The sequence below is a fragment of the Streptomyces sp. MAI_2237 genome (assembly GCF_054189285.1).
In genome coordinates this window covers 128,817-141,716 of sequence record NZ_JAJPGQ010000009.1, presented here as the reverse complement: position 1 = coordinate 141,716, position 12,900 = coordinate 128,817, and the positions used below count along the sequence as shown (strand labels likewise).

13 protein-coding genes and 1 pseudogene are annotated in these 12,900 nt (G+C 69.5%); 10 read left to right on the top strand and 4 right to left on the bottom strand.

Annotation, left to right across the window (positions count from 1 at the left end; all coding sequences use genetic code 11):
• Positions 1–78: 78 nt before the first annotated feature.
• From LN251_RS35945 to LN251_RS35915, 7 genes are all read left to right on the top strand, one after another.
• Positions 79–1,134: a methyltransferase gene (locus tag LN251_RS35945; protein ID WP_458248355.1), complete on the top strand. Its 1,056-nt coding sequence runs from the start codon at positions 79–81 to the stop codon at positions 1,132–1,134.
• Positions 1,135–1,186: 52 nt separating this feature from the next.
• Positions 1,187–1,690 (top strand): RICIN domain-containing protein, encoded by a 504-nt coding sequence (locus tag LN251_RS35940; RefSeq protein WP_458248354.1) that lies wholly within the window; start codon positions 1,187–1,189, stop codon positions 1,688–1,690.
• 144 nt (positions 1,691–1,834) lie between these two features.
• Complete coding sequence (locus tag LN251_RS35935) at positions 1,835–2,551, top strand: hypothetical protein (protein ID WP_458248353.1); 717 nt, start codon at positions 1,835–1,837, stop codon at positions 2,549–2,551.
• Between the two features lie 140 nt (positions 2,552–2,691).
• Positions 2,692–2,964 carry a hypothetical protein gene (locus LN251_RS35930; protein WP_458248352.1) on the top strand — a complete coding sequence of 91 codons (273 nt, stop codon included), beginning with the start codon at positions 2,692–2,694 and terminating at the stop codon, positions 2,962–2,964.
• A gap of 329 nt (positions 2,965–3,293) precedes the next feature.
• Positions 3,294–3,629, top strand: a complete 336-nt coding sequence (locus LN251_RS35925) for an SH3 domain-containing protein (protein ID WP_458248351.1) — start codon at positions 3,294–3,296, stop codon at positions 3,627–3,629.
• A 61-nt stretch (positions 3,630–3,690) separates the two neighbouring features.
• A complete protein-coding gene (locus LN251_RS35920) occupies positions 3,691–4,062 on the top strand; it encodes an SH3 domain-containing protein (RefSeq protein WP_458248350.1) in 372 nt (123 codons plus the stop codon).
• Between the two features lie 877 nt (positions 4,063–4,939).
• On the top strand, positions 4,940–5,314 hold the full coding sequence (locus LN251_RS35915; protein WP_458248349.1) for a hypothetical protein: 375 nt from the start codon (positions 4,940–4,942) through the stop codon (positions 5,312–5,314).
• Between the two features lie 758 nt (positions 5,315–6,072).
• Here LN251_RS35915 and LN251_RS35910 read toward each other — a convergent pair.
• Positions 6,073–6,288, bottom strand: coding sequence for a hypothetical protein (locus LN251_RS35910; RefSeq protein ID WP_458248348.1), 216 nt, complete (start codon positions 6,286–6,288; stop codon positions 6,073–6,075).
• A gap of 325 nt (positions 6,289–6,613) precedes the next feature.
• Here LN251_RS35910 and mscL point away from each other — a divergent pair, with 325 nt between their 5' ends.
• Together mscL and ypfJ are read left to right on the top strand one after the other, a co-directional pair.
• Complete coding sequence (gene mscL / locus LN251_RS35905) at positions 6,614–7,057, top strand: large conductance mechanosensitive channel protein MscL (RefSeq protein WP_458248347.1); 444 nt, start codon at positions 6,614–6,616, stop codon at positions 7,055–7,057.
• A 467-nt stretch (positions 7,058–7,524) separates the two neighbouring features.
• Complete coding sequence (gene ypfJ, locus LN251_RS35900; protein WP_458248346.1) at positions 7,525–8,412, top strand: KPN_02809 family neutral zinc metallopeptidase; 888 nt, start codon at positions 7,525–7,527, stop codon at positions 8,410–8,412.
• Between the two features lie 208 nt (positions 8,413–8,620).
• Here ypfJ and LN251_RS35895 read toward each other — a convergent pair.
• Positions 8,621–9,574, bottom strand: a pseudogene (locus tag LN251_RS35895) (IS481 family transposase); the annotation flags it as partial.
• A 731-nt stretch (positions 9,575–10,305) separates the two neighbouring features.
• On the opposite strand from LN251_RS35895, the gene LN251_RS35890 reads away from it, so the two are divergent.
• Positions 10,306–11,250, top strand: a complete 945-nt coding sequence (locus LN251_RS35890) for a nuclear transport factor 2 family protein (RefSeq protein WP_458248345.1) — start codon at positions 10,306–10,308, stop codon at positions 11,248–11,250.
• 18 nt (positions 11,251–11,268) lie between these two features.
• Here LN251_RS35890 and LN251_RS35885 read toward each other — a convergent pair whose 3' ends face one another.
• On the bottom strand, positions 11,269–11,430 hold the full coding sequence (locus LN251_RS35885; protein WP_458248344.1) for a hypothetical protein: 162 nt from the start codon (positions 11,428–11,430) through the stop codon (positions 11,269–11,271).
• 776 nt (positions 11,431–12,206) lie between these two features.
• Positions 12,207–12,809, bottom strand: a complete 603-nt coding sequence (locus LN251_RS35880) for a MarR family winged helix-turn-helix transcriptional regulator (RefSeq protein ID WP_458248343.1) — start codon at positions 12,807–12,809, stop codon at positions 12,207–12,209.
• Positions 12,810–12,900 lie beyond the last annotated feature (91 nt).

Here is a 12,900-nt window from a genome sequence, read left to right as displayed (position 1 = left end):
AGGTCCAAGCGCTCCCCGCACCGAGGAGATGAAACTACAGCTTCCAACTACACGTCAGTTGAACGAGGTTCCCTTTCCATGACTGAAACGACCCCCCACCAGGCGACGGACGAGACCACCGCCGATCCGGCAGCGGACATCGCGAGCCTGATCAACCTGATCGGCGGCGGAGTCACCGTGCAGACCCTGCACGCGGTCGCCGCGCTCCGCATCCCCGACCATCTCGCCGCCGGGGCCCGTACGGCGGGCGAGGTGGCCGACCGTGAGGGCTGTGACGAGCGGGCCGTCTACCGGTTGATGCGTGCGGCCGCCTCCCTGGGCGTGCTCAGCCATGAAGGGGGTGGCCGCTTCGGCCTCACCGGCCGGGGCCAACTGCTGCGTACCGGCGTGCCCGGCTCCCTGCGTTCCCTCCTCCTCGAGCAGGCCGGACACGCACACTGGCAGTCCCTGGGCCTGCTGCCCGAGGCGGTACGACGAGGCACGAGCCAGACGAAGAGCGCGCTGGGCTCGGACATCTTCGACTACCTCGCCCGGCCCGAGAACGCGGACCAGCCCCGGCTGTTCGCCGAGGCGATGGGCGAACTGTCCGAGGCGGTCACCCAGGGAGCTGCCGCGGCCGTCGACACCGACGGCGTGAGCAGCGTGCTCGACGTCGGCGGCGCGGACGGACACTTCGTCCTGGCGCTGCTGGCGATCGCCCCCGAACTGAGCGGTGGAGTGCTCGACCTGCCACATGCCGTGGACGGCGCTGCCCGTGAGGCCGAGCGGCGCGGCTTGACGGACAGGTTCTCCGCAGTGGCCGGCGACTTCTTCACTGAGGTGCCCGCCGCCGACCTCTACCTGCTCAAGACGGTCCTGCACGACTGGGACGACGAGCGGTGCCTGGCCATCCTGGGCAACTGCCGTGCCGCCGCCCCCGCGGGCGGACGTGCCCTGGTCGTGGAGACCGTCGTCGGTGAGATCGGCAAGCCCGACTTCGCCACCATGTCGGACATGGCCATGCTTGCCATCACCGGCGGCGTCGAGCGGGACCTGGACGAATTCGGCGTGCTCTTCGCGGCCTCCGGCTGGCGCCTCGACCGCACCTACCCCGTGGGCGGCGGGTACTTCGGCCTCGAACTCGAAGCGGTCTGACCGGCCCTTTACCGGTCGCGCGAAGCGAGCGCGGCTGAGCCGCTGCGGGACCGTGGGAGACTCTGACGTCTCCCACGGGCTGAAGTGGCTCGGCGGCGCCGGCACCACCACCGCGCCGGACGACACGCTCCCGGGGGACGTCCTGGTACTCCCTCAGGAACATCGGCAGCGGCGCCTGCGTCGACGCCCGCGCCGCTGCCACCGCCTACAGCACCGCGATGCAGCAGTACACCTGCACCGGCGCCCAGGCCCCAGCAAGTTCCGGCTCGCCGCGACCGACAGCAGATACCGGCGCATCGGCGGCCCGAGCCCCCAGGTCATCGACGTGACCGACGCGTCCGGCGCCGACAGCGCAGCGCTGCAACTGTGGGCGTACACAGGCGGCCAGAACCGGCAGCGGCTCCCCGTGAAGGAAGCCGCGGGACGCTACGACTTCACCGGCCGCCACAGCGGCAAGTGCCTGACCGCGGCGGCCACTGCCGTGAACAGTACGCAACTCACCCAGCGCACGTGCGACGGCTCGGCCGCACAGAGCTTCACGGCGACCACCGCCTGACCCGACGCCGGGCCGGCCGCCGGGCGCGGTGTCGGGGAGCGCCGTACTTGGGGTACATGCTGGAGGTGCCAGGTGACCTGCACCGAATGAGGGGCGCAGGCCTCCTGGAGCTGTCAGCGGCGGCGAGGGGAAGGACCAGTCGGTATGGCACGTACGCGTGCGGAGGCGAGCATCAGGCATCCCCGGCACGAACGCAGGGGCGAGGCACGGCTGCCCGCGGTCGTCGCGACGCTCACCGCGATCGCCCTGTATCTGTTCCTGCCGGAGCGGCTGCTCGTCGCCCCACGGTACGTGCTGCCCACCTTGGAGTGCCTGCTGCTCGTGCCGCTGGTCGCCATCAACCCCAGGCGTCTGACCCGGCAGACGAAGGCGTTCCGGGTGCTGTCCCTCACCCTCGTGGGCATCATCGCCGTCAGCAACCTGGTGGCGCTGGTCATCCTGGTCCACGAGCTGGTCTACGCCGGGGTCAAGGACGGCCGGTCCTTGCTGGTGGCGGCGCTGCAGGTATGGCTGACCAACATCATCGTCTTCGGCCTGGCCTACTGGGAGCTGGACCGCGGCGGCCCGGTCAGCCGCACCCAGCTGCCCCGCTCGGCGCTGCCGCTGGCGGACTTCCGCTTCTCGCAGGACGAGAACGACGACGCCATTCAGGAGGTGGCCGACGGCGCCAGCGGCACGTCGGACTGGGTCCCCACGCTCGTGGACTACCTCTACGTCTCCGTCACGAACTCCACGGCGTTCAGCCCGACCGACACGATGCCCCTGTCGACCCGCGCGAAGCTGTTGATGAGTATCCAGAGCGTCTCGGCTCTGCTCACCTCGCTCCTGGTGATCGCCCGGGCCGTCAGCATCCTGCACTGACGGCCCAGCCGGCGCGGAGTCTCCGCACAGCCCCGGCGGCCCGGCCCAGCCGGTCCTCCGTGAAGGTGTGGTGGGGGGCCAACTCGCCGTAGTGGAACGGTCGGTGACATTCGGGCGGATGCGTAGCAAGCTCGCGGGCAATGCACACGGTCGCCCATGGGCCGTACAGCGGGCGAGAGTACAAGCCCGCGCATCCGCCCGGGGAACCGGGCACGACCGCTGGGGGAGACCAGGCAGATCCGCGCCGAGCCACCCGTACCACCCTGGTCGGCCTGGCCGCGCCGGCGGCCGTCGCCAGCCTTGCCGCAGCCGCTGTCCCGGCCGTCCGCCAGGGCCGGATGGGCACCTTCAGGGACGCGCAGGTGGCGGAGTTCAAGGCGATGACCGTCACGGCGGTGAACAAGCTGTACTGAGCGGCTCAGGCCCGGGGGCCTGCCCGGTGGCGCCGCCGACCACCGGGAGCCCGTCGTCGCGCAGACGGGCTCTTGGCGCCGACCGGTGGGCGTTCAGGCGACCGCCGTCACCACCTGGGGCGCGATCAGACGCCGTTCGTCCATCCCTCACGGTCCCGCGCGGATGACACCACGAGTGTGGCCGGGCTGCGCCACCGTCCGAGACGCCCTTTCGACGAGGATCGAATACATTGCCGCACCCCTCGGGCATGGGCATGATCGCGACGAACTGGACGGGCGACGGGGCCGGCCCTGCCGGCGCCGTCGTCGACACTCAAGGGAGAACAGTCGTGCGTATAAGGACTGCCGTCATCGCCGCACTGGCCGGCGCTCTTACGCTGAGCATCCCGGGCGCCGCTGCCGTGGCGGCGCCGGCCGAGACGACCTACACCGTCGTGCCCTACACCAACGTGAACGTCCGCAAGCTGCCCACCAAGGACAGCGCCTACCTGACCACCCTCACCGCCGGCCATTCCTACCAGGCCTACTGCTGGACACACGGTCAGACCATCACCGACAACGGCTACACCAACGACATCTGGATCGGCTTCGTCGACGGCTACGCCAGCGCGGTGTACCTCCGCGGCAACGAGTACGCCAACCTGCCGGTTTCCGCGCAGTGCTGACCTCTCGCCAGCACACAGGGGAGCCGGAGTGTCAACTGTGACGACGCACCTGACAAAGGCCATGGCAGCAGCCGCCGGAGTGCTGCTCACCGCCGGACTCCTGGTCGCCGCCGCTCCCGCCGCCTCGGCGGCCACGCCCGCGGCACCGACCACCGTCCGTTCGCCTGCCGCCGCGTACACCGTCGCCCCCTACACCGCGCTGAACCTCCGCTCGGGGCCTGGCACGGGATACCGGTCGATGAGCACCCTGCAGCCCGGTCACACCTACACGGCGTACTGCTGGGTCTACGGCGAGACGGTCGTGGACAACGGGTACCGGAACAACATCTGGATCTACACGTTCGGCGGCACGGACATCGGTTACGGCTATGCCAGCGCGGTTTATCTGCGCGGAGACGAGCGCGCTGGGCTGCCGGCTTCTGCTCAGTGCTGAGCCCTCCGCAGCTCCGCGTCGAAAGGGGGTGGTGTGCGACGGGGGCCAGGTCTACCGGGCGCGGCACGCCGGACCGTCGCCTGCGGCCCTCGCCGTACAGGCGTACGTAGTCCACGGTCATCGTCGCGGGGGAGGGCGTGGCGTTGTCGGGAGGGCCGGGCCAGTCGCCTCCGACGGCGACCTCGAGCAGGAGGTACAGGTCCTGTTCGAGGACCCGGTCGTCCGGCCGGGGCAGCTTCGACGAGGTCAGTGTGAAGTACGGCTTTCCGGCGACGGACCAGGCATCCAGATCGCGGGCAGCAGCCCTGCGCCGATGGGCAGTTTCGCGCGGATCTCCGCCCGTCCACGGGTGAGCGCGCCCCTTCCCCTCCTTGGTGAACCGGGCGGAGGTCCACAGGCAGGACTCCTGGGTGTAGCAAGGCAGTCGTGCTCCTGCGGGGCACGCCGTGCCGCGATCAGGAGGTGTCCTGCGCCGTCGAGAGCGAAGTTGGCCGCGTCGTCCGTCTAGTACTGCAGCTCGTTGTTGCCCCGCTCCTCGGCTTCCCCGTTCCCGGTCTCGGCGTTCCAGGACCCGGCCGACGGACGGGTACCGGCCCCTCCTGCAGGGTGGGGGACACCAGTGTGACGGACCCCTGTACGAGCACGGCGACGGCGAGCACGACGCCGTCGTCCGTCCCGGAGGCACCGAGGCGGTGTACCGCAACGCCTCGGGCGGCCACCCCCGCGATTCGGCCGCCTTCGAAACGTTGGTGGCCTCCCGCCCGAAGGACCTACGGTCCTACGCGTCAGCACGTACGGACCACCGCGGCACATCTCGTCGCAGCGGGACGGTCCAGGGAACACCCGCCGCAGGGCGGACAAACGGAGGGACAGGTCCATGCGCAGGATCACGCGGGGCGCAGCCGCGCTCGCACTCGTCACGGCCGCCGTGGCAACCGTCGGCACCGGTACGGCACAAGCCAGCGACAAGCCCGTGTACGGCTGTCCGGGCGGTGCGGTGTGCATCTACCCCGAGGGCGCGGCCACGGAGTCGAGCACCCCGACGGACATCTTCTACAGCTACGGCGCCCACAACCTGAGCAACCAGTACGGCTACCACGTGGTGCTCAACAACCAGTACGGCGGCGCCGGCGCCACCGCCCAACTGTGCACCGGCTACAACGGCGTGAACTGCGTGGCCACCATCCAGATGAACTACAACGTCAACTACAACCTGACGCCGATCAACTCCATCGTCCTGAACCGCCCGTAGCGGGCACGCCGGCCGCGCTCCACCACTCAGCGGCGGGGCGCGGCCGCACGGGCGGATGATCTCCGACGAGGTTCGCCGATGTCGCCAAGGTCGCCGGCCGGTCGCACGTTGCGCCGGCGCCCGACCGGCGACCTGCACCGGGGGTGGGAGCAGGGGGCCCGCACGCGGACCGAGACCGGCGCTTTCCGGCAGCCGTCTCGGGAGCGGCCGGACGAAAAGGGGGGCGAACGCGGATAGTGCCCGGACGTCCTGACGAGAGCACTGTTCTAACTTCCCCGATCCCGGTAGCCCTTGCGGATCGCGGCCCGACGTCCCAGATCCGTCTTCGCCGCGCTCATGGCCGCACTGCTGGCCGTGCCCGGTCTCACCGCGTGCTCCTCGGCCGCCCGCGCGGCCGACGCGGACGTCGCGGTCAACGCCCCCTTCGAGTCCGGTCTGACCCGGGTGGACCTGCACGGCACCTCGGTTTCGACTCGCACGCCGCCTGCCGCGCCGCCGCGGGCGCCGACAGGTTGTCCGGGCCGTGCCGCCGAGAAACGGGATGGCCGGCCGGCGAAGGAAGGCCGCGGCGACGCCCCGGCGGTCGCGCGGGGTGTCATGCATCCGGCTGACGGGAGTCACTGGAACGGGTATCCGTCGGCTGTTCGGGCACCCGAGACATCATGCACGGACTACATGCGCGCCCCACCAGCAACGGTCTCCTCGGCCAGACCTCCGCAGACGAAACACCGCCGCCCGGTCACGACGGCGCCAAGCACTCACGAGGCCGGTGCACCGGCCGCCTGCGCCGCCGCGTCCTCGCCTACCGGGCAATCGACTTCCTGTCCACGCACATCCCGGACGACCCGGGCCCGGGCGAGGAATGCCTGCTCCTCGTGCACACGCGCCAGGTCGTCGGCCAGGTCCGGTATCGGATCTGCACTGACTGCGCCCAGGCTGTGATCACCGCCGTCGTCATCGACGAGCGCTTCCACAGCACTGGCCTGGGCACTCGGGCGCTGTCACACCTACGGTCCCGCCATCCGGGACTGACCTGGCGCAGCACGCTGCACAAGCGCACCACCCGTGGTCTCCTGCGCCGGATGCGTATTCCCACCACGACCTCTGGCCCGCTCTGCGCCCATGCTCACCAGACACTCTCCGCCCCGGCCGGCACAGCCAGCGGCTGACCCCGATGCACCGCGCCGCGCGGCGGAGCCGGCATGGGTGAGGGGTGGCAGGGCATCCGAGGTGAGGCAGTGGGCCAGCCGCGCTTGCGGTGCCGCCCGTCGACGTCAAGAGCCTTTTAGGAGTGAGTAGGTGAAGGGCTTCCGCAGCTTCATCCTGCGCGGCAACGTGGTCGACCTGGCCGTGGGCATCGTCATCGGGGCAGCGTTCACCGCCGTGGTGAACGGCTTCGTCAGCGCCTTCCTGACACCACTGGTCGGGTTGGCCACTGGCGCCACCGGCGACATGAACCACAAGACCTTCACCGTAGGCGCCACCAAATTCCCCTACGGCACCTTCATCAACGCGGCGATCAGCTTCCTCCTCCTCGCCAGCGCCCTGTACTTCCTGGTCGTGCTCCCGATCAACAAGCTCCACGAACGCCTCGCCCCGCATCAAGACGTCCAGGCCCCCAAACGGGACTGCCCCGAATGCCTCAGCCCCGTACCCGCCCAGGCCCGACGCTGCGCCTCCTGCACCGTCTCCCTGCCCGCCGTACCCGTTCAGGCCGGGGAGACAACCCAGCGCGCCGGGTGACCTGGCCTCTCCATGGCCCGCCCTGAGTTGCCGAGCCGGCTGCGGGGCTTCATGACCGGCGCCGCGGCGGCCGCCCTCGCCGACGATCCCTGAAATGTCGGCTTCAACGGATTTGTGCGGTTTCGCGCGTCCTGCTCCACGCGCTGCCCGCTACGGCTGCCGTCAGCCGCGCCTTCGACCGGGCATGTACTGGGCGGCCCCGACGTCCGTGCCGCCCTGCTCGGGTTCGTGGTCCAGCTGGGTCTGCTGCCGCGCCAACGTGGCCAGGCCGTCCGGGCCGTGCCCCTCACCCCGCGCTTCGCCCGGCCGCCGCTGGGAGAAGACCACAGAGCAGCGTCGCCGCGTCGCTCGCCCGCTCCTTCGAGAGGCGGAGCAGAAAGAGGACGGGATGGGGATGTCCCTGGACGGGGTAGACGGGCGGGACGATGCGGGGCGGTCCGGCGCGCTGCTTGAGGGAAGGTGAACGCATGCAATTCGACGACGATGCTGCTCTGGACACGTCCGAAGTCGAGGACGGTCGGGGAGGTGCGCTGGGCGGGGTCCCGGGCGGCGGGAAGACCGTCGGCGGGGGACTGGTCGGGCTCGTGGTGCTGGTCGCGTCCGTGATCTTCGGCGTCGACCCCGGCATGTTCGACTCCGGCAGCAGCGACACGTCCTCGTCCGGCAAGTCCGCCGCGGACCTCGCGTCGGACTGCCGGACCGGTGCCGACGCCAACCGCCAGGAGGAGTGCCGGATCGTCGCCGTGGTCGACAGCGTGCAGGCGTTCTGGAAGCAGACGGAGACCGCCGCCGGCAAGCCCTACCAGCAGGCCCCGACGTTCCTCTTCACCGGCAGTGTGAACACCGGCTGCGGGAACGCGACGTCCGACGTCGGCCCCTTCTACTGCTCAGCCGACGACAAGGTCTATCTCGACCTCGGCTTCTTCAACGACCTGAGCAGCAAGTTCGGAGCCCAGGGCGGCCCGTTCGCCGAGGCCTACGTCATCGCGCACGAATACGGCCACCACTTCCAGGACCTCAGCGGAACGATCTCCCGCGGCAGCGGAAAGGGCCAGAACAGCGGCTCGGTGAAACTCGAGTTGCAGGCGGACTGCTACGCCGGAGTGTGGGCCCACCACGCCACCACCACCCCCGACCCCAAGAGCGGTGAGCCGCTGATCACCGACTTGACGAGGGACGACATCAACCGCGGGCTGGACGCGGCCGCCGCCGTCGGAGACGACCGCATCCAACAGCGCTACCAGGGCAAGGTCACACCCGACACGTGGACCCACGGCTCCGCGAGCCAGCGCCAGCAATGGTTCTCCACCGGCTACCGCTCCGGCCGCGTCGCCGACTGCAACACGTTCAGCTGACCACGCTGACAGGTGAACTCATCGTCCAGTGTGGAGACCCAGGCGCCTGGATCGCCGCGCAGCGGGTCGGATGGGAGCAGCTGACGCCCGGGCAGCGGGGCCCAACCGCCCTGCTTCGTACCATGGTTGCTGCGCGCTGGTTCTTCGCCCAGACCTCGTGGGGAGGACGTCTCTGCCCTAGGTGTACTCGGTCATGACGTTGGTGAAGCAGTCGGCTGATCGGTGGCTGGCCGCCGAGCGCGGTGTGTCGGCGGCCAGTGTTGTAGAAGTCGAGCCAGGGTGCGAGTGCTCGGGTGCGTTGGGCGTTGCTGGTGAAGACCTTCCGGTAGGCCCATTCGGTTTGCAGGGTGCGGTTGAACCGCTCGACCTTTCCGTTGGTCCACGGGCAGTGCGGGCGGGTGAACTTCTGCCGTGCGCCGAGTGCTTGGCAGGCGGCCTGGAAGTCGTGCGAGAGCCGGTAGTTCTTGGCGTTGTCGGTCATGACCCGCTCGATACGGGTGATGCCGTGGGCGTGGAAGAACTCGGCCGCGCGGGTGAGGAAGCCCGCGCAGGTTGCGCCCTTCTCGTCGGGAAGGATCTCGGCGTAGGCGAGGCGGGAGTGATCGTCGACGGCCGCGTGAACGTAGTCGTAGCCCAGGCCTCGAAGCGATCCGGGCCGTTCGCCTCTGCCATGAGCGCGATGGCCGCCGCCGGCGGGGATCTTGCCGAGTTTCTTGACGTCCACGTGGATCATGTCGCCGGGCCGGGAATGTTCGTAGCGTCGGCCGCTGGCTCTGGTGGCACGGATGACCTGACCGGTCAGCGGGTCGCAGGCGGCGAGCGGCGACATCTGGTGGCGGCGCAGGATCCGACTGACCGTCCGGGCGGGAACGCCGGTGTGCTCGGCCAGGACGTCCGGTCCGCGTCGCAGGGCGCGGCGGGCCTTGAGCACGCGGCGTTCGACGGGTGCAGGCGTGCGGGTGGGACGGCGGTGCGGGCTGCTGCTGCGGTCGTGCAGTGCGGACCAGCCCTCGGCGCGGTAGCGGTTCACCCAGCGGTGGGCGCACTGGCGGGATACGCCGAGTTCCTTCGCGACGTGAGCGACCGGACGCCCGTCGAGCACGACGCGACGCACCAGCAGACATCTGCCGTGAAAGGTCAGCCGGGCATTAGCGTGGGCCACCAGGACCTCCGAGGTGAGTGAAGACGGCTATCTCCACTACGCCCGGAGGTCCCTCCTTGATCAACTACCGACGGCTACGTGTCACCAACGTGACGGCCGAGTACACCTAGACCGCAGTGGCCGGCGGGAGGCAGTGGCCGTGCGTCCCACATGCCGTGCCACGGCGAGTCCTGCCTCCCACCCGAAGGCCTGCATCGACCACACCATGCCGAGCGTCTCGAGCCCGGTGATACGGCTGGCCTCAAGGGTGCCGGCGGCGTAGTAGCGGCGCTGATCAGCGAGGCACACGCCCAGGGGATAACCGCGCCCCAGTGCTGCGGGGCGACGTTCACGTACGGCACCCGCAACTCGATGTTCCGGGGTTCTCGCTGAACCGCAATCCCCAGCCGCCGCCGCGCCCACCCGTCTGCTAACCGGCTCCCACCAAAGGCCCACGTCACGGGATCGCGTAGCAGTTCCCCTTGGCGAAGCCGTTGCCGACGAAGTGCATCGTGCCGAGGGTCAGTCGGCTGATCTTGAGGTCCATGCGTTCGCGCTGCGTGTACTGCATGACCAACTAACCCATGGCTTCGAGTGCGCTCGAGGCGAGAGCGTCGGGGAGTGTCAAGGAACGCCAAGGGGCGGGAAAGACGGTTGACATGGACCGCTCCGCGGTGATTATCTGCTGCTACAGAGTTTGAGGCTTCAAGTTATTTTCCGGTTTTGCACGCATAAGACGTTTGGAGCGCACCATGCCCCCCACTGCCCCCGCCCGCCGGGCCGTCGTCGCCCTCCTCGCCGCCTCCACGGTCCTGGGTGCGGCCGCCGTGCCCGCCGTGGCGGCCCCGCACGGCCCGGCCGCCGGGCAGACGGCGCACGGCTATGGCGGCAACGCCGATGCCGCCCGCCTCGGCTACCAGAAGGCCGTCGCCATCGCCGTCGCCAAGGGGGTGTTCGAGCGCGGGGACACCACGGTCGTCGACCGCTTCGTACGGGCGGACTACATCCAGCACAACCCGACCGCGGCCGACGGTTCGGCGGGCCTGAAGGCCCTGGGCACCTCGATCCACAAGCAGTTCCCCGACGCCCGGTACGACGTCAAGCGGGCTGTCTCACAGGGCGACCTCGTGCTGCTCCACTCCAACGTGGTGCTGGTGCCGGGCACCAAGGGCGCGTCCGTCATCGACATCTTCCGCTTCCAGGGCGGGAAGCTGGCCGAGCACTGGGACGTGATCCAGAACGTGCCGGACACCACGGCCAGCGGCAACGACATGTTCTCCACGCTGAGTTCACCTCAGGTCTCGCAGCCCCTGGACCACCGGCTCACCCAGGCCAACCAGGCGCTGGTGACCAAGGCCTTCGACGAGCTCATGGTCCACAAGGACCTGACCGCCCTCGACCGCTACTGGGACCCCGGCTACCTCCAGCACAACCCACAGATGCAGAGCGGCGTGCCCGCCGCGAAGGCCGGCCTCGGCGGTTACTTCGCCTCGGCACCGCAACTGACGGTCACCCCGAAGCGGATCATCGCCGAGGGCGACCTGGTGGCCGTCCACAGCCACTACGTCAACTATCCGGGAGACCGGGGCGCGGCGATCCTGGACCTGTTCCGGGTGCGAAACGGCAAGATCGTCGAGCACTGGGACATCATCCAGAACGTCCCGGAGACCTCGACCAACGGCAACGGCATGTTCTAGAGGTCGGGGCTCCGCCCGTCAGCCCCGTGTCGGTCCGTCGACGTGCAAGGTGGCGAACACCGCCCGGGCGCGGGTGTCGTCGGCCACCTCCCAGGCCCCGCTGACCTGGCCGGCCGTCGTCTCGGAGCGGGTGTCGGGTGCGGTGGGGTGCACGACGTGGTGCAGCGCAGGGCCCTGCACTCCGCGACTGTCAGGACGGTGCTCCTCTCGCCGTCGGTGACCTCGACGTGCCACGAGGGGGAAGGGGGAACGGCGCCCGCGCAGGGACGGGTGACCTCGTGGTCGGGGGTGTCGGTGCGGCTCTGAGTCTCTGCCTGGCCGCGGCCCTCGATCGGCGCGAGGAGTTGGGTGTACAGCACCGGGTCGTGACAGCCGTCGTAGGCCCGGCGGGGGCCCAAGACGCCGGGAAGCAGCTACCGCAGCGTGCTCACCAAGATCGGTCGCAGGCTGGACGCCGAACACCCCAGATCACTGAGCCCAGTCACTCGAAGCCCGCGTCAGTCCTTCCCAACTGTGCAGCAGAGCAGAGGGTGTTCGCGCGCGAGGCGTTCGGACGCGGCGTTTCCGTAACGCCGTTCCGCGCCCCCCGTCGCTGACGACATGCCCGCACCTGGCAACGGTCCAAGCGGTACACAGCCGCCCTCGACCGCTGCCCCCACCGTCCGCGACCTGCCATATACCGGGCACGCCGCTTGCTCGCCACACTGCATCGCGATGACTCGTTCATGGGTCTGCTGACGTCTCCGCCGCCATCGTCTGCGGCAGTGGACCACCGCACTCCTGGCAATACAACCGAGCCGTCCTGTCAGTCCCCACAACCCAGATGATCCAGCCGTACACACCTCACGGCCAGGGATCGAAAACACCCACTGGACCGACGACCGTCATATGGAGCCAAAGGCAGGCTCCCGCGGCGTCCGAAGCCCGTGACGGCGGTCCCGATCAAGGGCAGGAACTTACGCGTTCGCGTCGCGGAGCGTGCGCAGGATGCGCTCGAGGTGGCGGCGGTCCTCGGCTGAGAGGGGGCCGGCGAGGTGGTTGCGTAGGTGGGCGACGTGGGCGGTCAGTGCGTGGTCGAGCGCCTGACCGCCCTTGTCGGTCAGTACGGCGAGTGCTGCTCGGCGGTCGGCAGGATCGGGGTCGCGGCGGATGAGTCCTTCCTTTTCCATCCGGTCGGCGAGCCGGGTGAAGCCGCCCGAGCTGAAGGACACGGCCTCTGCCAGGTCCGTCATGCGGAGTTGGTGGCCGGGGGTGCGGCCCAGGCGCAGCAGCACCTCGAACCAGCTGTGTGGTACTTCGAGATCGCGGTTCACCAGGGGCTTGATACGGCTGTAGGCCTCCACGAAGAGACCGAAGAGTGTCACGTCGTCGTCGTTCAGCAGTTGCTCGTTCACTCCGTAAGGGTGACAGAAGGACACGACTGGAAGAAACTGCTGTTGCAATATCTGCTTCGGCAGATATATTGTCTGCATCGGCAGATACTTCTTGTGTCCCCCCAGATGTGGAGTCCGCCCCATGGGAGAGCGAGTCTTGGCCGCGTTGGGCGTCGCGGCTTCCATGGACGGCGTCCTCGCGGCGCGCCTGTCTGGTGCGCCTACTTCGGCGGACTCCGCCCCCTCCACCGCCGAACGGACCGGCTCAAGCGAGAAG

Bases quoted from the DNA above. Each gene is read 5' to 3' on its own strand.
- LN251_RS35880 (WP_458248343.1), bottom strand. From the start codon at position 12,809: ATGGAAGCCGCGACGCCCAACGCGGCCAAGACTCGCTCTCCCATGGGG.
- LN251_RS35920 (WP_458248350.1), top strand. From the start codon at position 3,691: ATGGCAGCAGCCGCCGGAGTGCTGCTCACCGCCGGACTCCTGGTCGCC.
- ypfJ (WP_458248346.1), top strand. From the start codon at position 7,525: ATGCAATTCGACGACGATGCTGCTCTGGACACGTCCGAAGTCGAGGAC.
- LN251_RS35945 (WP_458248355.1), top strand. From the start codon at position 79: ATGACTGAAACGACCCCCCACCAGGCGACGGACGAGACCACCGCCGAT.
- LN251_RS35915 (WP_458248349.1), top strand. From the start codon at position 4,940: ATGCGCAGGATCACGCGGGGCGCAGCCGCGCTCGCACTCGTCACGGCC.
- LN251_RS35935 (WP_458248353.1), top strand. From the start codon at position 1,835: ATGGCACGTACGCGTGCGGAGGCGAGCATCAGGCATCCCCGGCACGAA.
- LN251_RS35890 (WP_458248345.1), top strand. From the start codon at position 10,306: ATGCCCCCCACTGCCCCCGCCCGCCGGGCCGTCGTCGCCCTCCTCGCC.
- LN251_RS35930 (WP_458248352.1), top strand. From the start codon at position 2,692: ATGCACACGGTCGCCCATGGGCCGTACAGCGGGCGAGAGTACAAGCCC.